This is a genomic window from Acinetobacter terrae (assembly GCF_013004375.1).
Taxonomy (GTDB): Bacteria; Pseudomonadota; Gammaproteobacteria; order Pseudomonadales; family Moraxellaceae; genus Acinetobacter; species Acinetobacter terrae.
The window spans coordinates 147,042-168,198 of record NZ_JABERI010000026.1 but is presented as its reverse complement, the minus strand read 5'-3'; the positions used below and the strand labels follow the sequence as shown (position 1 = coordinate 168,198).

The following is a 21,157-nucleotide window of genomic DNA, read 5'->3' as shown; positions in this document are numbered from 1 at the left end:
TTGAGTCTAATGCCCAACATACTATAAAAAAGACACCTTAAAAGGTGTCTATTCGAACTGCGCTGTCTATCTATTACACAAGTCGGTAATAGGTATAGTTCACCTGATCATTCTTATAAACCGCATGACTGTTTTGGCGGAAATCAGAAACCCATTGGCGACCTGTATAGGCAGCAATATGACCATAAACATGCTTTTGGGTTCTATGAATAATATAAATATCGCCTTCTTTCGGATTATTAAAAGAGGGATTGATTTTTTTATAGCCAATCGTCTGAAGCGTATTTCCCCAATCTGCAGCTGCCACTGGATGGTTCACAATTCTGGCACCTGCTGACTGTAGTGCAATACGAATACTTCGTGCACATTTTTTAGTACTGGAAGCTGACGACATACTATGTAACTTTTGCGTGAATTTACGCACATCAAGATAAGGGATACCTTTATTCTTCTGTGGATTCTTGGCTCTTAAACCTGCTTGATTATCTTGATATTTCTGGGAGATCACTGCAGTGTTCTGGTTTGCAGCATTAATCATATTGCTATGATGTGCATCATAAATCATTCTTAAATCTCTACCTTATCTTCAATTGCTTTTAGAAAAAAATAGACAGCATTTTTCAGAACTGAAATACCAATATTTTTTCCTTAAAGTTATTTAAACGATATGTTATTACATAGCGTCTACTCATCAGGAGTGCGTACTTTAAAGTGATTTTGTTCGAAAATCCACCCGTTTTGCTCTTCAAAAAAGAAAATATGGGGCGAAAAAAGCGCTAAAATTGCTACGAGCAGGCCAGAAAACAAACACAAGATAGCTCATAAATCATACAGTTAAGATAAGCTTAACAATATGTTATTAATTGATGTAATTTTTATGTAAACATGCAATTAATTGATCAATTAACAATCAAAACTTAACATTTTGTCATATTTATAGTCCATGTTTTTAACATTCAAGTATCAAAAAGCCTCAATTTTTCCTTGAGGCTAACTCCAAAAAACAATGATTTTTCAACTTTCCCGATTCATTTAGCATAGCGCTACGATTTGGAGAGTGCTGAGCATGGTTGGGTTTGTCATTGCAGTATTTGCTATTGCCGGCATGATTAAAGGCACTATTGGCCTAGGTTTACCCGCTGTTTCCATGGGCTTGTTGACGATTTTTATCAGCCCATTTCAAGCTGCAACTTTGCTTATTGTTCCCTCGATGGTCACCAACTTTTGGCAACTGTTTGCAGAAGGTCATGTACTCAAATTGGTTCGCCGCTTTTGGCCCTTATTGCTCGGTATTATTGTCGGTTCGATCTGGAGCATTTTCCCTACACTCGGACATGGTGAATTTCAAAGTGAAGCTTTGCTCGGTGGAATGCTGGCATTGTATGGGTTGTACGGTCTATTTTCTAAAAATATGCCGAACCTTGCACCGCATGAAAAATGGCTATCTCCGATCATTGGCTATCTAGGTGGTGCGCTGACGGTGGCAACCGGTGTGGTGGTGATCCCGGTGGTCCCTTACTTGCAATCGCTACATTTAAAACGTGATGATCTGGTGCAATCATTAGGTTTGGCTTTTACTACTTCGACCATTTGCCTTGCAGTTTTTTTGCATCAGAATCCAGTCGAGGATATTCCCATCGACTATAAAATGTCGTTGATTGCGTTGCTACCGGCATTGGTTGGTATGTGGTTGGGCACAAAAATTCGCTATCGCATTCCAGAACAAAAATTCCGTAAAGTGTTCTTTTGTAGCTTGGTGGTTTTTGGTGGCTATATGCTGTTGCATCAGTTTGGAATCATCTAAATTCGTGCTTAAACAGCGATAAGTAATAACTTACATTAAATTAATAATTTGGACGTTTTTGAAAGTAAAAACTGACTGAAATGTTGATAGGATACGGGTAATTGATCAAAGTTTTTAGCGGCCAATAACAGTTTACGGTTCGCCCAGTCTCCTGTTAATTCAATGTGATGAAATGCATAAACTGTCTTTAAACGAATGGCAGCGCGTTTCGGCATAATCGCAATACCGACCCCATTGGCAACCACTTGTGCAATCGCTGCAAAATTGGGTAAGCGTAAACGGTATTGAATTGCACAGCCGAGTAATTTTGCCTGCGTTTCAATGGATTGTTGCAGGGAATGATATTGCATTAAACCGACAAAGGGATAATTCAGGATATCCACTAATTTTAGTTCGGATTTGTCTTTTAGTTCGTGATTCATCGGGCAAATCAGCACTAAAGGATCATCGGAAAATTCCAGCGTTTGTAAATGATCAGAATTAAAAAAGCTCGAAATTAAGCCCAATTGTGCCGTGCCTTTTTCCAGTGCCTGAATAATATCGTTCGTTTCAGCTTCTTTTAAATCAATCTGTATATTGGGGTTTTCGACCAGATATTGCGGAAGGAGTAGGGGGAGATATTCACTTTGTGCCGACGAGTTACACCAGAGCGTCATTTGCGAATTTAAGCCTTCGGAAAAAGGTGCCATGACCTGCTGCAATTGCCTGCTTTGCTGGATGAGCAACTGTGCCTGCTCTGCAAAAGCTTGCCCCGCGATGGTCAGTTTGACCCCAACAGCATGCCGGGTAAATAGAGGTACTGCAAACTGTTGTTCTATTTTTTTAATCCGTTCACTGGCGGCTTGCAGGGAAATAGAAGAGCGTTCTGCACCTTTGGTTAAACTGCCTGTGTCCACAATATTTAAGAACAGCTGTAGATCAAAAAAGTCCAGTCGCATAGAGGGTGTCATCTAAGTGTAATTCACCTCATCATACTAAAATTTTTTAAATATCTGACATAAAAAAAGCAGCCTTGCGGCTGCCTAAAAATGTGTATTTATATTTATGATTTATCGCCTAAGCTAAAGAACCAGTTGAGAATCAGTGCTGCAAATGTAGCGGTACCAATACCACCGAGGTTAAAGTTACCGAATTGCAGCGCAAAGTCACCCGTTCCTAAAATAATGGTCACCGCAGCCACCATCAGGTTTTTGTTTTTAGAGAAATCAACTTTGTTTTCAATCCAGATTTTCGCACCGGCAATGGTGATCAAACCGAATACAACAATAGACGCACCAGTTAAAATTGCAGTCGGAATGGTGTGAATAATTGCACCAAACTTAGGAGATAAACCTAAGAACACGGCAAATACACCGGCAAATACAAAGATGATGGTGGAATAGACACGGGTCACTGCCATCACGCCAATGTTTTCGCCATATGTGGTCATCCCCGGCCCTCCGACACCACCAGATAATGTGGTGGCAATACCATCTGCAATAAAGGCTTTACCAATATGCGGGTCGAGGTTTTCACCGGTCATTGCGCCCACAGCTTTAATATGACCCAGGTTTTCTGCCACCAGAATCAAAGCAATCGGGGCAATGATGAGCATGGCATTGATATCAAATACAGGCGAATGGAAAGTTGGGACACCAAACCAGTCTGCCTGTTGAATCGGGGTAAAGTTAATTGCTGTGCCGTAACCCATCACATTGGAAACAATGTAATACGTCAGGTAAGCCAGTAATAAACCCACCAATAACAAGAGACGTTGCAATAAACCTTTGGTGAATACGGCAATCGAGCCCATACACAGCACGGTCACCAGTGACATCCACATGTTAAAGTCATTGCCTGCCACACCTTTCACCGTAACGGGTGCAAGATTTAAACCGATAATCATCACCACAGCACCGGTGACGACTGGAGGCATCAGTTTTTCAATCCAATTGGTGCCGGTCGCCATGACAATAAAGCCAAAAATGGCATACAGCACACCACAGGCCATGATGCCGCCAGCAGCTACGGCTAAATTGGCATTTGGTGCACCTGTACCAGACGCGGCATAACCGGTAGCGGCAATCACCACCCCAATAAAAGCAAAACTTGAACCTAAATAACTCGGTACGCGACCACCTGTGATTAGAAAAAACAGAATGGTACAAATACCCGACATTAAAATGGCCAGATTCGGATCAAAACCCATTAAAAAAGGTGCAAGAACCGTTGCCCCAAACATGGCAAAAGCATGTTGTACACCTAAGACCACACTTTGAGCAGGAGGGAGATACTCATTGGTACCGACTGGACGTGCATCGATTTGACCTGAATAAGGACGCCATTTGGGAAACCAGCTGGACATAAAATGAGCGCTCAAAAGATAAATTGTGCACATCATACTCTTGTTTTTTAGAAGATTTAATCTCTTTAACAATATTTTTGTTCAAATTAATGTACTGACTTTTCTTGTTTTTTTACCGGATGGTAAAAGTTTTATTATTGTAAAATTAGCGTTAAATCAGCGCATTAATAGAGTAATTGAGCCAGCCCATTATTCATAACTGATACTTATTTTACTTATAAACAATATGATATTTTCTGCTAATAGGTGAGCAATAAAAAAGCACATCCTGAAGATGTGCTTTGCGGTGCAGATGAAATGCTTAACCAGTATTACGTAAACCTGCGGCAATTCCGGCAATACTGACCATCAAGGCGTGATCGACTGGGGTATGTTCGGCCTGACATTCCGCTAAATAGCGACGACGACGTTTCATCAGCTCGGCCTGTAATAAATGCAGTGGCAGTAAATACGGTTTACGCACTTTCATGGACTGATCCAGTACCTCGTTACTGCTGAGCAGTTGCGATTCACCTTTTAAAGCCAGTAGCGTTTGTACCGCATCTTTTAAGCGTTGGCGCAGTTGTTCACCCAAGATTTTTAAATCTTCATCATCGGTTAAATGCGATTCATAATATAAAGCCACATGACTGTCTGCTTTAGACAACACCATTTCCAGCATATCAATCAGGGTCTGGAAATAAGGCCATTGCTGCAACATTTCATCGAGCAAGGCTTTTTGACCTTGATCAATCACTTGATTAATCGCAGCACCTGTACCAAGCCAAGCCGGAAGCATCAAGCGAATTTGGGTCCATGCAAACACCCACGGAATGGCACGTAAGGATTCAATGCCCCCGCTGACTTTACGTTTCGCTGGGCGTGAACCGAGTGGCAACATCTGCAATTCAAGTTCTGGAGTGACAGTACGTAAGTATTTTACAAAATGCGGATTCTCGCGCACCGTTTCACGATAGACCTGTACCGATAAATCGGTCATGGTATGCATCAACTGACGCCATTCATCTTTAGGCACTGGCGGTGGCAACAAGGTTGCTTCCAAAGTAGCTGCGGTATAAATCTCTAAATTTTGAAGTGCGATACCTTCCAGACCAAACTTAAAGCGAATCATTTCACCTTGTTCAGTGACACGAATTGCACCTGAAATAGAACCCGGTGGTTGTGAAAATAAAGCTTGCTGAGTGGGTGCACCACCACGGCTGATCGAACCACCACGACCATGGAACAGGGTAAGTTGCACAGCATGCTTTTGCGCAACTGCCGTGAGTTCTTCTTGCGCCCGGTATTGCGCCCAGTTGGCAGACATAAAGCCGGCATCTTTGGCAGAATCCGAATAGCCGATCATCACTTCATGTTTGCCCTGAATATGCTGTTTGTACCAATGCATATTGAACAGGGTATTCATGGTGTCGGCTGCGCCATCCAGATCTTTCAGCGTTTCAAATAATGGAACCACACGTAAAGGATGTTTAATACCGGCTTCTTTTTGTAGTAATAACACCGCCAATACATCGCTTGGATATTCAGCCATCGAGATAATATAAGCACCCAAGCTTTCTTCAGGCTGTTCTGCCAAGGTGCGCATAGTGGCAAACACTTCTTGTACATCGGGATGTTCAATCAGGCTTTGTTTAGGCTCATTTAAATGCTTCGGCAGCAATGGACGTTTGCTTTGTAATTCTTGCAACAGGAAGTTTTGACGTGCTTGTTCGGTCCAGGTTTCAAAATTGCCCAAACCTAAATATTCAGTAATGGCTGAAATGGCTTGGCGATGACGACCTGATTCCTGACGAATATCCAGTTTTAGCAATTCAATGCCAAAACAGTTCACGCGATGAATAAAGTCGAGCAGTTTGCCATTGGCAATTTCAGGCAAGTTGCAGGCAATCAGTGAACGGTAGCAAAGTAACAACGGCTGTAATAATTCATCTTTGCTTTTAATCACCAGACTGTCGTCGGCCTCTTGTCCTTGTAATTTTTGAGCCAGCCAGTGACGGGTTGCTTTTAGACGCTCACGAGTATCACGCAGATATTCACGGTATGGTTCGGGATGTGAATGTCCCAGCGCCTGCATCAATTCATTACTTGCGTTCTGAATCGACAATTCCCAACGCAAGTCTTCAATATCACGCAGGTACAAATCAGCCGCTTTCCAGCGTGAGAGCCAAAGCACTTCTTGGGTAATGTTATGCGTAACATTCGGGTTACCGTCGCGGTCACCGCCCATCCATGAAGCAAAACGAACTGGTGCAATACTTAAAGGTAAACGCTGACCGCAGTGCTCTTCCACCATTTCATCCAGTTCACGAACGAACTTCGGTACTGCATTCCATAGGGTTTGTTCAATGGTGGTAAAGCCCCATTTCGCTTCATCGACCGGGGTTGGGCGGTGCTGACGAATTTCATCGGTTTGCCAGGCTGAACAAATCAATTGTTTGAGTTCTTCGAGTACCGCTTTACGTTCACGTGGCGTCAGTTTTTGTTGATCTGCCTTAAATAGGCAATCATTAATATCGTCATATTTTTGAATCAGGGTACGCCGGCTGACTTCTGTCGGATGTGCCGTGAGCACCAATTCAATTTTCAGTTCACAGATTTGCTTGAATAAGGTGTCTGATGAAATTTCATGCTCTTTAAATTTTTGGAACAGATGATCGAGCGGATTCGGTGAAGGGGCATTTTCATCAAATTCACTCTTACGACGGCTACGAACCACATTGTATTGTTCGGCAATATTGGCAAAATTCAGAAAATGGGTAAATGCACGTGTCAGGGGGAGAATTTCCTCATCTTCCAGACTTAAAAAAAGTTGTTCGAGTTGTTTTTCTGCTTCAACCTGACCATCACGTGCACCTTTAGACAGGGCACGAATTTGTTCGACCTGATTAAACAAATCTTGTCCTGCATGTTCCTTGAGGGTCTCTCCCAGTAAGTTCCCAAGTAAGCGTACGTCCTCACGCAGTGGAGCATCAATTTGTTGAATCATTTTTTTCATTCTCCTAGGCTTCTCTTTTGAATATACCCCGATTCGATGACATTCCAAGTAGGGGGCAGACAAAAGTATGTAATCTGTTGCTGCTAAAAATAGCAATTGATCTGCCAGTTGAGCTTTTCGGAAAATGAAGGGCGATTTTTTAAATGATCGTTTTAAGTAGTTTTTTGATATTTCAGCATAAACAATTCGATGCTACTCAAGATAATTTGCTGTTTTTCTTCAGCAGTAGGAACATCCCGAACGCCGAGCAGGACTTCATGATGGCGCATGCCAAACAGCAAAGACACGATCAGCATCGTCAGCGTTCTTAATTCTTCAGCTTGAATAAAACCCAGATCAATCGCTTGTTGAAAGAAGTTTTCCCACACAGCATTCATGCGCAGGTGCGAAGCCTCATAAAACTTTTGTGCCAATGGATTTTGTGCAGCCGCCAGTTCCACCAATAACCGTTCCAGTTTAATGGCTTCAGGCAAGTTGGTGATATTGAGCGCCAGCTCGCAGGCATGCACGAATGCATGATGAAAATCACTGTCGGGCTGCAAATTCAATGGACGCGCGCTGATCAGTTCCTCGCAGGTCACCGCAATGGCACAGACAAATAAATTGGCTTTATCCTGAAAGTGATTATAGACCGTCAGTTTGGTCACGCCTGCTTCTTGCGCAATCTGATTCATGCTGGAACCATGATAACCACATTTTAAAAATAGATTTCTTGCCGCATTTAAAATTTGCTGACGTTTTTCCAAGTCCTTCGGGCGACCGACATTTATTTGCACAATTTTTTCCAAAAAAATCAAAAAGGTCATTGCTTTGACCGATGAGTTCTAATTAATGTACCAGTGAGTATATTAATTAAAAAATAGACAATTTAAGATACTCGTTATTTTGCCCTAAAAAACATTTTTAAATAAGAGCGAATTTCATGAGCATAATTAAGACCGCAGTTGTCAGCATGATCATCGTTTGCAGTGTGACCTTATGGGGATGCAGCACGGATGCAACCGAAACAGAACAAGTCCCCTTTGTCATGGTGACTCAACCGAATAGCACCCATAACGAGCAGAAAAGTTATGCCGGTGATGTACAGGCACGTCAGCAGACGGCTTTGGCATTCCGGGTTGGGGGGCAAATTATCGAACGTTATGTCGATGTCGGTGATCAGGTCAAAGTCGGTCAAGTGCTGGCCAAACTGGATGTGAAAGATGCACAGCTACAACTGAATGCGGCCAATGCTCAACTGGAAAGTGCGCAATCTGCAGCAAAAAATGCCGAAGATGAACTGAAACGCTTTAAGCAGTTACTCCCCATGAATGCGGTCAGCCGCTCGCAATATGATGCGGTTGAAAACCAATATAAAGCAGCGCTCTCGAACTTAAAACAGGCGCAATCCAATTATGACGTCAGCCGTAACCAAACCGGTTATAACCAGTTGGTGGCGAATAAAAATGGCGTGATTACTGCGCGTAATATTGAAGTGGGGCAGGTGGTTGCTGCAGGACAAGCAGCCTATCAAATGGCGATTGCCGGTGATCGTGAAGTGGTGATTGGGGTTCCTGAACAAGCGATTTCCGAGATTAAAGTCGGTCAAACCGCATGGGTAACCTTGTGGTCTAAACCAGAAGATAAATTTGCAGCCTATGTTCGTGAAATTTCACCCGCAGCCGATCAGTCCCGTACTTTTAGCGTGAAGGTTGCATTACGTGAAGGCAATGCTGCGATTCAACTGGGGCAAAGTGCGCGGGTATTTTTTAACAACACCCAAAACAATGTATTAAGCGTGCCTTTATCCAGTGTCTCTGCCAATGATCAACATGCCTATGTTTGGGTGGTGAAACCGGATCAGACCATTCAGAAAGTCTTTGTGACCTTAGGTGCTTATGGTCGTGACAGCGTACCGGTATTGTCCGGCTTGAATCCGCAAGATTATGTGGTGATTGGCGGTGTGCATTTATTGCGTGAAAAACAAAAAATCCAGCCGATTGACCGTGAAAACCGTGCCGTGAAAATTCAGGCAGGAGCACCCTCATGAAACAAGACATGAAGTCTGAATCACGTTATAACCTGTCGGAATGGGCACTGAAAAATAAAGGCTTAATCCTTTATTTTATGCTGCTGTTAGGCATTGTCGGAATCGTCTCATACTCCAAACTGGCACAAAGTGAAGATCCACCGTTTACCTTTAAGGTGATGGTGATTCAAACCTATTGGCCGGGTGCAACTGCTGAAGAGGTTTCCTTACAGGTCACCGATCGTATTGAAAAAGAACTGATGAGCACCGGCAACTATGAACGCATCATGGCGTTTTCACGTCCGGGTGAATCGATGGTGACTTTTGTGGCTAAAGATTCGTTACGCTCAAGTCAAATTCCCGATGTGTGGTATCAGGTCCGCAAAAAAGTTGGGGATATCAAACAGCAATTACCCAGTGGTGTACAAGGGCCGTTCTTTAACGATGAGTTTGGCGATACCTTCGGCAATATTTATGTCCTGACCGGCAACGATTTTGACTATGGGGTGTTGAAAGAATATGCCGACCGCTTACAACTGCAATTGCAACGGGTGAAAGATGTCGGCAAGGTCAATCTGGTGGGCTTGCAAGACCAGAAAATCTGGATTGAACTCTCCAATACCAAAGCAACTCAACTCGGTATTCCGGTCACGGCTATTCAGCAAGCCCTGCAACAACAAAATACCGTGGCCAGTGCCGGGTTCTTTGAAACGGGCACTGACCGTATTCAGATGCGGGTCAGCGGTCAGCTGCAAAATGTTGAAGAATTAAAACAAATACCACTCTTGGTGGCAGGCAAGACCATTCAACTGGGCGATGTCGCAGAAGTCTATCGTGGCTTTAGCGAGCCGGCTCAACCGCGTATGCGCTTTATGGGTGAAAACGGGATTGGCATTGCGGTCTCGATGCGTAAAGGTGGAGATATTCTGGCTTTAGGTAAAAACCTCGAAACCGAGTTTTCCCGTTTACAAAAGTCTTTGCCTTTAGGCATGCAGCTGCAAAAGGTTTCCGATCAACCGGTGGCGGTGAAACACAGCGTTAATGAATTCATGAAAGTGTTGGCTGAAGCGGTGATTATCGTTTTACTGGTTAGCTTCTTCTCACTCGGCTTCCGTACCGGACTGGTGGTGGCATTTTCGATTCCCTTAGTATTGGCGATGACTTTTGCCGGGATGAATTTATTCGATGTTGGGCTGCATAAAATTTCATTGGGTGCACTTATTTTAGCACTGGGTTTATTGGTCGATGATGCCATTATTGCCGTCGAGATGATGGCGATCAAAATGGAGCAGGGCTATAGCCGGCTTGAGGCTGCGGGCTTTACCTGGAAGACCACCGCTTTCCCCATGCTGACAGGGACTTTAATTACCGCAGCAGGTTTCTTGCCGATTGCAACCGCAGCATCCAGTACCGGTGAATATACGCGTTCCATTTTTCAGGTGGTAACCATTGCGCTGATTGTGTCATGGTTTGCGGCAGTTCTTTTTGTGCCGTATTTGGGCGATAAACTGCTGCCGGACTTTGAAAATCTGCCACAAAAAGCGCCATGGTATCAGCGTCTTTGGGCACGTTTGCGTAAGCAACCTGAACCTCAACCAATACAGCATCATGCCGGTGAACATCATGATCCGTACCAGACCAAATTTTATCAAAAATTTAGAAATTGGGTGGATACTTGCCTGACCTATCGTAAAACGGTGATTGCAGCCACGGTGGGGATTTTTGTGTTGTCGGTATTGATGTTTAAACTGGTGCCGCAACAGTTTTTCCCACCCTCCAACCGTGCCGAAATTTTGGTGGATTTGAAACTGGAAGAAGGGGCATCGCTCACTTCAACTGAAAATGCGGTGAAAAAAGTCGAAAAACTCTTATCGACCAAAGAGGGCATTGATAACTATGTGGCCTATGTCGGCACAGGTTCAACCCGTTTTTATTTGCCACTGGATCAGCAATTGCCACAGGCCAGTTTTGCCCAGTTTGTGGTTTTGGCTTCATCCTTAGATGATCGTGATGAAATTCGTCAATCTTTAGATCAGGAAATTCGTAAATTGTTGCCGGATGTTCGTACCCGCGTATCGCTATTAGAAAATGGTCCGCCAGTTGGCTATCCATTGCAGTATCGTATTTCAGGTGAAGACTTGCATTTGGTCCGTCAGTGGGCGCATAAAGTTGCTGCTGTAATCGGTGATAATTCCAATACCAGCAATGTGCATTTGGACTGGGGCGAGCCAAGCAAAGTCATTCATTTAAATATCGACCAGGACCGTGCCCGCCAAATGGGGGTGTCGAGCTTGGATTTAGCCAATTTCTTAAATAGCTCCATTAGTGGTGCAACCATTCATCAATATCGTGAAAAACGTGAATTGATTGAAATTCGTCTGCGTGGTGATCAGGCTGAACGGATTAATGTTGAGGCCTTATCCAGTCTGGCAGTACCCACAGCAAATGGGGGTTCCGTTCCGCTGGCGCAAATTGCAAAAATTGAATATGACTTTGAAGATGGTCTGATTTGGCATCGTAACCGTTTACCGACTATTACCGTGCGCGCCGATATTCGCAGTAAATTACAGCCGGCAACTGTGGTCGGTGAACTGGCTGAAAAAATGGATAAACTGCGTGCTGAATTGCCAAGTGGTTATCTGGTTGAAGTGGGCGGAACCGTGGAAGAGTCGGCACGCGGACAAAACTCGGTGAATGCCGGTATGCCATTTTTCTTGGCGGTGGTGATGACGTTATTGATGATTCAGCTCAAGAGCATGTCACGTGCGTTCATTGTCTTGTTAACGGCACCGTTGGGTTTGATCGGGGTGGTGTTATTCCTGTTATTGTTCAATAAACCTTTTGGTTTTGTGGCGATGTTAGGCACGATTGCACTTTCCGGCATGATCATGCGAAATTCTTTAATTTTGATTGATCAGATTGAACAGGATATTCAAGAGGGACATGATCCATGGTCTGCGATTGTTGATGCAACCACGCGCCGTTGTCGTCCGATTGTGTTGACGGCATTGGCTGCGGTACTGGCGATGATTCCTTTATCGCGCAGTATTTTCTTTGGTCCGATGGCGGTTGCCATTATGGGCGGATTGATTGTTGCAACCCTGCTGACGCTGTTCTTTTTACCTGCATTGTATGCACAATGCTTTAAAGTTAAAAAAAATAAGCAAAGCACATAATTTTTTGACAATAACCAGGTGCGAAATATTGAAAATTTCAATATAGTAGCACTGGATATTTGTATACATTTCTATAAAGCAATTTACTGCATATTAAAATACTAAGCGTGTAGTAAATGGGGTTAAAAAGCACATGAAGCAAGATAACTTAAGCCGACTTCGCCGTTCCATTGCGACTTCTTATGTCTTCATGTTTTTTGCTTTATTTACTGTGATTAGTGGTGTATTTGCCTACTGGTATGCGCGCAAAGTCACACAAGTGGATGGAGTGGAAGTGTGGCTTGAAGCTCAAGCGCTTTGGGTGATGCGAAATATTGTGATTTATTCTATTTTGGTGTTATTTGCTGCACTTTGGTTTATTCCGCTGATTTTCTTTTATTGGGATAGCGCACTTTGGGTAACCGGTTGTACGGTTGCTGGTGTAGTATTTACGATGATCGCCTTTTTGTTTTTGCTCAATGCTTGGCTTAAAGGTATCTCTCGATTTTTCAAAAATAAAGCCGTTTTCTAATCTGGCTAAATTTTTTCCTAACATTCCCCTTGTAAAATTTGGATTGACCCCCAATTTCAGTCCACAGTTAAGCATTAAATCAAATTCCGTGAGGAGCATCGCCAGATATGGCTAAACGTGATTATTATGAGGTTTTGGGCGTCGCTAAAACCGCTAGTGATGATGAAATTAAAAAAGCCTACCGTAAGTTGGCGATGAAATATCATCCGGACCGCAATCCAGACAACCCTGAAGCTGAAGATAAATTTAAAGAAGCTGCTGAAGCTTATGAAATTTTATCCGACGGCGAAAAACGCAGCATGTATGACCGTATGGGGCATAATGCCTTTGAAGGTGGTATGGGCGGCGGTGGCGGCTTTGGTGGCGGTTTCAATGCAGAAGATATCTTTAGCCAGTTTGGCGATATCTTTGGTGGCGCTTTTGGTGGCGGTGGTCGTCAACAACAACGTGCACGTCGTGGATCAGACCTTCGCTACGTCATGGAATTGACCCTTGAAGAAGCAGTCAAGGGCGTGAAAAAAACCATTACGTTTACTGCACCTGCACCTTGTGATGCGTGTGATGGTAAAGGTTCAAAAAATCCTAAAGATGTAGAAACCTGTAAAACCTGTCATGGTGCAGGTCAAGTGCGCATGCAACAGGGTTTCTTCTCTGTTCAGCAAACCTGTAGCACCTGTCGTGGTCAAGGTACCATCATTAAGAACCCATGTAATAAATGTCATGGTTCTGGTGTATCAGATCGTCAACAAACGCTGGAAGTTACCATTCCTGCGGGCGTGGACAATGGCGACCGCGTACGTTTAACTGGCAAAGGCGAAGCAATTCGTGATGGTCAGTCAGGCGATTTATACGTTGAAGTTGTGGTTCGTGAACATGAAATCTTCCAACGTGATGGTGCAGACTTGTATATGGATGTGCCTGTCAGCATTGCTGATGCAGCTTTGGGTAAAGAAATTCAAATTCCAACCCTCGATGGTCGTGTAAGTTTGAAAATTCCTGAGGGAACTCAAACTGGTAAAATGTTCCGCTTACGTGGTAAAGGGGTTAAACCTGTGCGTACCAGTATGCAAGGCGATTTACTCTGCCGCGTCGTGATCGAAACACCGGTGAATTTGACTGCTCGTCAACGTGAGTTGTTAAAAGAATTGCAAGAAACGATGGATGGTGAGGACAGTAAATCATCTCCAAAGAAAAAATCGTTCTTCGGTCTGTTTGATTAATTTCAGACACAGTTTGAAAAAAGGGGGGAATATTCAATATTCCCCCCTTTTTTATGCGCGCTTAATCAGTTATTTGATGATGGGTTGATCAATCGCATCGACATCTACCATTTGCGCTGAGAGTTCGCCAGTCGATTCCTGCTTGGTTGCTGCCTGATTATTTTTAGCTGGAGCCGGTGTAGCGCTATGGGTACGAATATTTATTTTTACTTGCGATAAGCTTTCTAAAGTATCTCCCGCTTGGATTGCAGGTTCTGCCCACGCTGTGCTGACGATGGTTGCCATAAAAATGGTTAACGCGATTTTTTTCGAATGCATGCGGATCTCCTTATAATTCATCTTTTGATCATTCGTGTCGCGTAGTCTGCGCAGTGATGTTTACAGGGAGATGAAAATCAGCAGCAAAATCATTTATTTTTAACGCTGAACTTTCAATACAGCAACCGGCTGGGGCTGAGCCATTTCCTTGTGCTTTGGCATAAGCATTCGCCATGACCTGTTTCTCTTTTTTAAATAAAAAATTTCAGGCTGAAACTTAGTCTCGGTACAGAGTTTTGATATAGTAAGAACAATTTAGAAGCAACATTAGGAATATGTTATGTCAGCAGCTCCACGCATTGGTGTATTGGGTGCAGGCGGTCGTATGGGACGCATCCTCATTCAAGCCGTAAAAGAAGCGGGTTACCAGCTTGCAGCGGCAGTTGAACGCCCTGAAAGCAGCTTGATTGGTGCAGATGCAGGCGAGCTTGCCGGTATTGGTGCTGTGGGGGTTAAGGTTGTTGGCAATCTACAAGACGTATTAAAAGACTGTGACGTGGTCATTGATTTCACAGCGCCTGTCGCGACTGAACAGCATTTAAAATTGTGCCGTGAAGCAGGGGTTGCCATTGTGATTGGTACCACAGGCATGAATGACCAACAAAAAGCATTTTTAGATGACAGCGCGACTCAAACCCCTGTGGTCTATGCAGCGAATTATTCGGTTGGGGTAAATGTATCAATCAAACTGTTAGAACTTGCGTCTAAGGTTTTTGGTGACACGGTAGATATTGAAGTGATCGAAGCACATCACCGTCATAAAGTGGATGCACCATCGGGTACAGCATTGATGATGGGTGAAGCGATTGCGGGTGCTTTGGGTCGTAACTTAAAAGAAGATGCTGTGTATTGCCGTGAAGGGCATACAGGTCCGCGTGAACGTAAAAGTATTGGTTTCCAAACTATCCGTGGTGGAGATATCGTAGGTGAACATACTGCAATGTTTATTGCGGATGGCGAACGTGTTGAAATCACGCATAAAGCAACCAATCGCATGAACTTTGCTTCAGGTGCTGTACGTGCTGCTGCATGGGTCGTGGGTCGCGAAGCACGTAAATATGACATGAAAGATGTACTTGGATTTAATGATATTCAAGTATAAAAAATCATCAAAATCATTTATAACAATACAACAAAATTAAAATAAGATGTTCAACGGAATGAAAAAAGTGATATTGATGGCTTGTACTGTAGCAATGTTGGCTACAGTACAGGCTAAACCTGTTGATAATGCTAAGCTCAGCATTAATAAAAATAATATTAAAGTTTGGACCTTTCAAAATAGTCAAAACCCGGTATTTTTATACAAAGCTGAAACCACCTACGATACTGCGCTCGAAAAAGCAGTCAGTCTGATTTTAGATGTCGACCATGCGGTGAAATGGGTGCCGTATATGGGCAGTATCAAAGTCCTTTCGCGGGATGACAAAAAAGGCGAATTTTTATTGTATATGGTGCTGGATTTTCCTTTTCCGCTGAAAGATCGTGATTTGGTGGTGCAAGGTAAAATGATCAAAGATGCCCAAGGCATTATCACGATTAAAAATAAAGCCGTCGATAAAGGCTATGCCAAAAATCCGGATTATGTACGTTTAACTCATTATGAAGGCGATTGGACTTTTCAGAAACTCGCCAATAATAAAATCAAAGTTTCGACTTATGGTTATGCCAATCCCGAAGGCTCTATTCCTTTGACCTTTGTGAATATGTTTGTACAGCAGCAACCGTATCAGATGCTGCAAAAAATGAAGATGGAACTCGGCAAGCCATCCAGTATTCCTGCCTTGCCTGAAGCTTTGCGTTAATTCAAACCATTAAAAAGTCCGCATGATGCGGACTTTTTTCTTCACAGTATTTTATGAACAGGTCTGATAATCATCCAGTGCTTTGTCAGCTGCAAGTTTCATCTGAATAAGCATCCATATTTACTGAAGAAACCCAGTCTGGAGCATCATGAGTCACAAACATTGCAGGTATTTGTAGTATCGAATTGTCGAAACCACGACAAAAGCCACTGCATTCCAAATAATGAATGCCAATGCAGTCGATGGATTACTGGGTTAATTCAATCTTTAAGTTTTCAAGATAAGCATGATTTTGATGCTTTTATTGTTGCTAAAAAACGCAGTAATTTGCAAAATATTATTGACTGAAAATCAATAAATGAGTGGCAGATGAAATCGACCATCGAAGAACTACACACTTTTGTGACCATCGTGGATAGTGGCTCGATTGTGATGGCAGCAGAGCGTTTAGGCCAGACTACCTCCGGTGTGAGCCGTGCCTTACAACGGCTTGAGAATAAACTGAATGTGACGCTATTGGAACGTACCACGCGTAAGCTGAAATTGACCCAAGAAGGGCAACTTTTTCTGGAAAAATCCCGTAAAATTTTAAATGATTTAGCCGAAGCAGAAGATGCTTTACTCAAGTCAGATATCGATACCTCTGGGCTGATTCGGGTCGATTCTGCAACGCCTTTTGTCTTGCATGTAATCGTACCTTTAATTCAGGAGTTTATGCAGCAATATCCCAATATCGAAATTGAACTGAGTAATCATGATCAGGTGATTGATTTACTGGAACATAAAACCGATGTTGCGATCCGTTTTGGTGAACTACACGATTCAAGTTTACACGCCAAATTATTGTGTCGCAGTCGCTTATATATTGTGGCCAGTCCTGCCTACTTGGAACAAAATGGAGTACCACAATCTCCAGAAGATTTATCGCAACATGCTTTACTGGGTTTTAGCCAGCCGACCCATTTAAATACCTGGCCGATTCAGTTTAATGGGGATGACTTTATAGCTCATCCGAAAATAAAAGCATCCAATGGCGAAACGGTACGGCAGCTGGCTATACAAGGTGTCGGGATTACTTGTTTATCACGGTTTTTGATTGAAGATGATTTACAAACTGGTCGCCTGAAAGCTTTATTTGAAGATCAAATTCATCTGCATTATCAAAAAATTCATGCAGTTTATTATCGACAAGAGCATCTACCCAAACGCGTACGTTTATTTATTGACTTCTTGGCGCAAAAGCTTGCTGTATATTTATAAGATATTAAGAGGTAATTCAGTAAGAATGAATAATAAAAATCTGCCAAGCACTCACAGTGCTTGGCAGATTAAGTTACAAGTGAATTAAAGCGAAAATGAATTAAAAATCAGCTTTTAACACAATCCGGTAACGTGCGTTTCCTGAATGTAGATGTTCAATCGCTTCATTGAGCTGCGACATTGGGAAAACTTCAATTTGTGGCGCAATATTTTTACGCGCTGCAAACTTGAGGAGTTGACGGAGTGCAGCAGGGGAGCCGGTAGGCGAACCTGTGACTGATTTTGCACCGCCAATCAGCATGCCAGCTGGAATTTGCATTGGCTCCAAAACTAGGCCCAACATATGGAGTGTGCCATGCGGTGCCAGACTGTTTAAGTAAGCAGGCCAATCTAAAGTGACATTCACCGTGCAGAGTAATAAATCAAATTTTCCGCGTTGATCTTTTAATGCGGCTGTATCGCGACTATTTACCACATGGTCTGCACCCATGGCTTTCAGTTCTTCGCTCTTGTCTAAATTTGATGTGAATGCAGTAATTTCACAGCCCCAGGCTTTCAGCAGTTTAATTGCCATATGACCCAAACCGCCAATCCCAATCACTCCAACATGATGAATGGCTTGAATCTGGTGTTTAAGAATAGGATCAAATACGGTAATCCCACCACAGAGCAGTGGACCGGCACTTTCAGGATCTAAATCTTCAGGCAGCGGGATGATCCATTGCCAACCGGCACGAACCTTGTCGGCAAAACCACCGGCATGTCCAACAATGGTCGCGGTTTGTCCACCAGTACACATGACTTGTTGACCGGATACACAAGGGTCACAGTGCTGACAACTTTCTGCTGTCCAGCCGATGCCCACGCGTTGACCCACTTTCAAGCCTTTGGCTTCTGAACCCAACTGGGTAATGGTGCCAATAATTTCATGCCCTGCAACTACAGGATAAACCGAAGATTTCCAGTCATTATTGATCACTGAAATATCAGAATGGCATAAACCGCAATATTCAACTTTGACTTCAACTTGATGAGCTTGTAATTCTCCAGCATCAAATTGATAGGGTTCAAGTTCTGCACCAGCCTGCATGGCTGCATAAGCATTGATGATGTTGTCACTCATGGGTGAATCCTTTTATTATCTTGTTGTGCTTTAAAATGATTTAAAAGAGCAGTGATTTTCATGATCATCGACCATACCGACAGCCTGCATAAAGGCATAACAGGTGGTCGGTCCGACGAATTTAAAGCCTTTCTTTTTTAAAGCTTTGGAAAGGGCAACACTGATTTCTATTTGGGCGGGTGCCTGACGATAATCTGGAACATCATTGTGTAGGGTTTGATCTGCAACAAAACTCCATAACCAGTCGCTGACATTGATCTGCTGTTGTTGTAATTCTTGAGTTAAATGTTGCCAAGCTATGGCATTGTCACGAATGGCCTTGAGCTTGCCAATGTGCCGAATCAATCCAGCATCTTGGAGTTTATCTTCAAGATCAGCATCACTAAATTGGGCAATATCCGCAATGGCATATTGAAAGAAATGCTGACGATAGCTTTCGCGTTTTCTTAGTACGGTAATCCAGGACAAACCCGCTTGTTGTCCTTCCAGACACAGCATTTCAAATAAATGAGCTTCATCATGAATGGCTTTGCCCCACTCATGATCATGATAAGCGATGTAAAGAGGATCATTCGAGCACCAACCACAGCGTTGAATCGACATTTTTGATGCTCCTGAAGCGGCTTAAAGCTTAAATTCAGCCCATTGATCTTGTTGATTATCCCAGTAATAAAGCTCTGCCTGGGGCAAATCGGTGAATTGAATCCACATATCTGTTCCAGTTTTTTCGGCAAAACCGGTACTAATCAAAAGCGCTTCTTCAGTGATTTCCATCACCCAACCTTGATGGTTTTGTCCAGCCAAAACAATTTTCTGTTGATTGCCTGATTCAGCAAATTCGACCAAACGATTGATCAGCGCTTCTGACATGAATAGTTCCTAAAAAGTTAACGTAAATAAGGGTAGGGGTTGACCACACCACGACCTTTACCATCAAGGTAAATACCATAGTGCAAATGCGGTGCCGTATGACGTGCGTTGCCCGTATTGCCGACATAGCCAATCAGATCACCTTTTTTGACATAATCCCCGACATTTAAGCCGCGTTTATGCTCATCCAGATGGGCATAGTAATGCCAGGTTCCGCCAGGCCCCATAATCCAAACCACTTTACCACCCAAATTGTTATTGCGTAAGTCAGCAATTAAACCTTCTGTGGCACTCAGTACTTTTGTTCCACGTGGAGCCATGATGTCAATGCCTTCATGCTTGCGTCCATTACTTCGTGAAGCAGCCCAGGTATCGCGTAACTGTTTGGCTTTTATATTTTGCACTGGAATAGGCAATGACGATTTCAGCTGCATACTTTTCAGCTTTTGTATCTGAGCAGGCGAAAGGGGTGTCGTTGAGGACTTTTTAGGACTTGATGTACATGCAGCAATCCATAGCATGCTAAAACCAAGTAATAATGCATAAATAAAACGAAGCACTGTTCATCCTTTTTTCATTCTAATCTATGTGAAAATTATTTGAATAACAGTGCCTGACTATGTCATAAATTTATGGCAGAGATCAATTTTTTCATTGCCGTGGGAATGCCCATTTCGGTTGCAATTTGTGTAGCTAACCAGATACCGCCTAATTCAATGGAAAGATGTTCTTGTTGCTCCGCATCCACCTCAAAACAGATGGCTTCAAGTTGCCATGTGAAATGGGTAAAACTATGCGTGATTTCAGCGCGTTGAATGACTTTTTTGAGTCCTAAGGTTTGGCACACACTTTCAAACTCAACTGGATTTTCAATAACCGGCAAGCACCATAAACCACCCCATAAACCACTATTCGGACGTTGCTGCCATAACCATTGATCATTCGACTGAATCACTAAAACCTGTGCTGATTTGACCGGCACAGGTTTTTTCGGTTTTTTAAACGGCAGTTCAGTTTCTAAACCTTGTTGATGCGCTTTGCAGTGTGGCTGCATCGGACAATATAAACACAGCGGTTTTTTCGGGGTGCATACGGTTGCACCCAAGTCCATAATGGCTTGGGTATAGTCGTGATTGCGCTCAACAGGGCAAAGCTGTTCTGCCAGTTGCCACATGGCACGTTCATGTACGGGTTTAGTCAGATCATCTTCAATGGCAAAGAAACGCGCTAATACTCGTTTGACATTGCCATCCATAATTACGCCGTACTGACGTAAACCCAGCGACATAAGTGCACCGCCGGTCGAAGGGCCAATCCCGGGAAGCTCAATCCATTGTTCTAATGTGGCTGGAAAATGACCCTGACGTGCCACAATTCCCGCAGCTTTATGTAAATTTCGTGCGCGTGCATAGTAACCGAGCCCAGCCCAATAAGGCGCAACATCATCCCAACTGGCGAGGCCTAAATCGTTAACTTTTGGAAAGCGAGCTATAAAACGCTCAAAATATTGCAGTACGGTTTTGACCTGGGTTTGCTGCAACATAATTTCAGATACCCAAACCTTATATGGATCATCTACCACTTGCCACGGCAAATCATGACGACCATGGACATCGAACCAGGAAAGAAGAGCATCGGAAAAAGAAAACTGTGACATGCGAACCGCGTATTTGGAATAGATGAATAGTATAGCGAAAACTGTGCAGCATTGCGGTTGCGAACA

Annotated in this window: 20 protein-coding genes; 8 read left to right on the top strand and 12 right to left on the bottom strand. The window is 43.3% G+C overall.

The features are described from left to right. Window positions 1–73 precede the first annotated feature (73 nt). The gene (locus HLH14_RS11960) at window positions 74–565 is read right to left on the bottom strand and encodes a peptidoglycan amidohydrolase family protein (protein WP_086193974.1); all 492 of its coding nucleotides are present in this window, start codon (window positions 563–565) and stop codon (window positions 74–76) included. Between the two features lie 501 nt (window positions 566–1,066). On the opposite strand from HLH14_RS11960, the gene HLH14_RS11955 reads away from it, so the two are divergent. Further along, window positions 1,067–1,804: a sulfite exporter TauE/SafE family protein gene (locus HLH14_RS11955; RefSeq protein WP_171533141.1), complete on the top strand. Its 738-nt coding sequence runs from the start codon at window positions 1,067–1,069 to the stop codon at window positions 1,802–1,804. Between the two features lie 35 nt (window positions 1,805–1,839). Here the strand turns inward: HLH14_RS11955 and HLH14_RS11950 are convergent, their stop codons facing one another. The 4 genes from HLH14_RS11950 to HLH14_RS11935 form a co-directional block, all read right to left on the bottom strand. Continuing rightward, on the bottom strand, window positions 1,840–2,742 hold the full coding sequence (locus HLH14_RS11950; protein WP_086193972.1) for a LysR family transcriptional regulator: 903 nt from the start codon (window positions 2,740–2,742) through the stop codon (window positions 1,840–1,842). 104 nt (window positions 2,743–2,846) lie between these two features. Beyond that, window positions 2,847–4,148, bottom strand: coding sequence for a solute carrier family 23 protein (locus HLH14_RS11945; RefSeq protein ID WP_086193971.1), 1,302 nt, complete (start codon window positions 4,146–4,148; stop codon window positions 2,847–2,849). A gap of 301 nt (window positions 4,149–4,449) precedes the next feature. Beyond that, window positions 4,450–7,134 (bottom strand): phosphoenolpyruvate carboxylase, encoded by a 2,685-nt coding sequence (ppc, locus tag HLH14_RS11940; RefSeq protein ID WP_086193984.1) that lies wholly within the window; start codon window positions 7,132–7,134, stop codon window positions 4,450–4,452. 161 nt (window positions 7,135–7,295) lie between these two features. Then, complete coding sequence (locus HLH14_RS11935) at window positions 7,296–7,919, bottom strand: TetR/AcrR family transcriptional regulator (protein WP_086193983.1); 624 nt, start codon at window positions 7,917–7,919, stop codon at window positions 7,296–7,298. A gap of 146 nt (window positions 7,920–8,065) precedes the next feature. Here HLH14_RS11935 and HLH14_RS11930 point away from each other — a divergent pair, with 146 nt between their 5' ends. The 4 genes from HLH14_RS11930 to dnaJ all read left to right on the top strand — a co-directional run bounded on the left by HLH14_RS11930 (window position 8,066) and on the right by dnaJ (window position 14,058). Then, window positions 8,066–9,172, top strand: a complete 1,107-nt coding sequence (locus HLH14_RS11930) for an efflux RND transporter periplasmic adaptor subunit (RefSeq protein WP_086193970.1) — start codon at window positions 8,066–8,068, stop codon at window positions 9,170–9,172. 8 nt (window positions 9,173–9,180) lie between these two features. Further along, entirely contained in the window at window positions 9,181–12,327 is a 3,147-nt protein-coding gene (locus tag HLH14_RS11925; protein ID WP_086193982.1) for an efflux RND transporter permease subunit, read from the top strand. Between the two features lie 133 nt (window positions 12,328–12,460). Next, window positions 12,461–12,838 carry a hypothetical protein gene (locus HLH14_RS11920; RefSeq protein ID WP_067725693.1) on the top strand — a complete coding sequence of 126 codons (378 nt, stop codon included), beginning with the start codon at window positions 12,461–12,463 and terminating at the stop codon, window positions 12,836–12,838. Window positions 12,839–12,945: 107 nt separating this feature from the next. Beyond that, entirely contained in the window at window positions 12,946–14,058 is a 1,113-nt protein-coding gene (gene dnaJ, locus HLH14_RS11915) for a molecular chaperone DnaJ (protein ID WP_067725695.1), read from the top strand. A gap of 69 nt (window positions 14,059–14,127) precedes the next feature. Here the strand turns inward: dnaJ and HLH14_RS11910 are convergent, their stop codons facing one another. Both HLH14_RS11910 and HLH14_RS11905 read right to left on the bottom strand, forming a co-directional pair. Then, on the bottom strand, window positions 14,128–14,376 hold the full coding sequence (locus tag HLH14_RS11910; RefSeq protein WP_086193969.1) for a hypothetical protein: 249 nt from the start codon (window positions 14,374–14,376) through the stop codon (window positions 14,128–14,130). A gap of 28 nt (window positions 14,377–14,404) precedes the next feature. Then, the gene (locus HLH14_RS11905; protein WP_171263082.1) at window positions 14,405–14,551 is read right to left on the bottom strand and encodes a hypothetical protein; all 147 of its coding nucleotides are present in this window, start codon (window positions 14,549–14,551) and stop codon (window positions 14,405–14,407) included. A 105-nt stretch (window positions 14,552–14,656) separates the two neighbouring features. Between HLH14_RS11905 and dapB the strand changes: the two genes are divergently transcribed. The 3 genes from dapB to HLH14_RS11890 all read left to right on the top strand — a co-directional run bounded on the left by dapB (window position 14,657) and on the right by HLH14_RS11890 (window position 17,441). Next, window positions 14,657–15,478, top strand: coding sequence for a 4-hydroxy-tetrahydrodipicolinate reductase (dapB, locus tag HLH14_RS11900; RefSeq protein WP_086193968.1), 822 nt, complete (start codon window positions 14,657–14,659; stop codon window positions 15,476–15,478). 58 nt (window positions 15,479–15,536) lie between these two features. Further along, a complete protein-coding gene (locus HLH14_RS11895) occupies window positions 15,537–16,181 on the top strand; it encodes an START domain-containing protein (protein WP_086193967.1) in 645 nt (214 codons plus the stop codon). Window positions 16,182–16,550: 369 nt separating this feature from the next. Further along, complete coding sequence (locus tag HLH14_RS11890; protein ID WP_067725703.1) at window positions 16,551–17,441, top strand: LysR family transcriptional regulator; 891 nt, start codon at window positions 16,551–16,553, stop codon at window positions 17,439–17,441. Between the two features lie 100 nt (window positions 17,442–17,541). Here HLH14_RS11890 and ahr read toward each other — a convergent pair whose 3' ends face one another. The 5 genes from ahr to mutY form a co-directional block, all read right to left on the bottom strand. Beyond that, the gene (gene ahr, locus HLH14_RS11885; protein WP_171533140.1) at window positions 17,542–18,564 is read right to left on the bottom strand and encodes an NADPH-dependent aldehyde reductase Ahr; all 1,023 of its coding nucleotides are present in this window, start codon (window positions 18,562–18,564) and stop codon (window positions 17,542–17,544) included. Window positions 18,565–18,594: 30 nt separating this feature from the next. Next, complete coding sequence (locus HLH14_RS11880) at window positions 18,595–19,167, bottom strand: DNA-3-methyladenine glycosylase I (protein ID WP_171533139.1); 573 nt, start codon at window positions 19,165–19,167, stop codon at window positions 18,595–18,597. A gap of 21 nt (window positions 19,168–19,188) precedes the next feature. Further along, window positions 19,189–19,434, bottom strand: coding sequence for a hypothetical protein (locus HLH14_RS11875; protein ID WP_171533138.1), 246 nt, complete (start codon window positions 19,432–19,434; stop codon window positions 19,189–19,191). Between the two features lie 17 nt (window positions 19,435–19,451). Further along, window positions 19,452–19,955, bottom strand: coding sequence for a M23 family metallopeptidase (locus HLH14_RS11870; protein ID WP_171533147.1), 504 nt, complete (start codon window positions 19,953–19,955; stop codon window positions 19,452–19,454). A 101-nt stretch (window positions 19,956–20,056) separates the two neighbouring features. Next, a complete protein-coding gene (gene mutY / locus HLH14_RS11865; RefSeq protein WP_171533137.1) occupies window positions 20,057–21,091 on the bottom strand; it encodes an A/G-specific adenine glycosylase in 1,035 nt (344 codons plus the stop codon). Window positions 21,092–21,157 lie beyond the last annotated feature (66 nt).

Excerpts from the sequence above, each read along its gene's own strand:
- HLH14_RS11960 (WP_086193974.1), bottom strand. The coding sequence starts at position 565 with ATGATTTATGATGCACATCATAGCAATATGATTAATGCTGCAAACCAG.
- HLH14_RS11955 (WP_171533141.1), top strand. The coding sequence starts at position 1,067 with ATGGTTGGGTTTGTCATTGCAGTATTTGCTATTGCCGGCATGATTAAA.
- HLH14_RS11950 (WP_086193972.1), bottom strand. The coding sequence starts at position 2,742 with ATGCGACTGGACTTTTTTGATCTACAGCTGTTCTTAAATATTGTGGAC.
- HLH14_RS11945 (WP_086193971.1), bottom strand. The coding sequence starts at position 4,148 with ATGTCCAGCTGGTTTCCCAAATGGCGTCCTTATTCAGGTCAAATCGAT.
- ppc (WP_086193984.1), bottom strand. The coding sequence starts at position 7,134 with ATGATTCAACAAATTGATGCTCCACTGCGTGAGGACGTACGCTTACTT.
- HLH14_RS11930 (WP_086193970.1), top strand. The coding sequence starts at position 8,066 with ATGAGCATAATTAAGACCGCAGTTGTCAGCATGATCATCGTTTGCAGT.
- HLH14_RS11925 (WP_086193982.1), top strand. The coding sequence starts at position 9,181 with ATGAAGTCTGAATCACGTTATAACCTGTCGGAATGGGCACTGAAAAAT.
- HLH14_RS11920 (WP_067725693.1), top strand. The coding sequence starts at position 12,461 with ATGAAGCAAGATAACTTAAGCCGACTTCGCCGTTCCATTGCGACTTCT.
- dnaJ (WP_067725695.1), top strand. The coding sequence starts at position 12,946 with ATGGCTAAACGTGATTATTATGAGGTTTTGGGCGTCGCTAAAACCGCT.
- HLH14_RS11910 (WP_086193969.1), bottom strand. The coding sequence starts at position 14,376 with ATGCATTCGAAAAAAATCGCGTTAACCATTTTTATGGCAACCATCGTC.
- HLH14_RS11905 (WP_171263082.1), bottom strand. The coding sequence starts at position 14,551 with ATGGCGAATGCTTATGCCAAAGCACAAGGAAATGGCTCAGCCCCAGCC.
- dapB (WP_086193968.1), top strand. The coding sequence starts at position 14,657 with ATGTCAGCAGCTCCACGCATTGGTGTATTGGGTGCAGGCGGTCGTATG.
- HLH14_RS11895 (WP_086193967.1), top strand. The coding sequence starts at position 15,537 with ATGAAAAAAGTGATATTGATGGCTTGTACTGTAGCAATGTTGGCTACA.
- HLH14_RS11890 (WP_067725703.1), top strand. The coding sequence starts at position 16,551 with ATGAAATCGACCATCGAAGAACTACACACTTTTGTGACCATCGTGGAT.
- ahr (WP_171533140.1), bottom strand. The coding sequence starts at position 18,564 with ATGAGTGACAACATCATCAATGCTTATGCAGCCATGCAGGCTGGTGCA.
- HLH14_RS11880 (WP_171533139.1), bottom strand. The coding sequence starts at position 19,167 with ATGTCGATTCAACGCTGTGGTTGGTGCTCGAATGATCCTCTTTACATC.
- HLH14_RS11875 (WP_171533138.1), bottom strand. The coding sequence starts at position 19,434 with ATGTCAGAAGCGCTGATCAATCGTTTGGTCGAATTTGCTGAATCAGGC.
- HLH14_RS11870 (WP_171533147.1), bottom strand. The coding sequence starts at position 19,955 with ATGCTATGGATTGCTGCATGTACATCAAGTCCTAAAAAGTCCTCAACG.
- mutY (WP_171533137.1), bottom strand. The coding sequence starts at position 21,091 with ATGTCACAGTTTTCTTTTTCCGATGCTCTTCTTTCCTGGTTCGATGTC.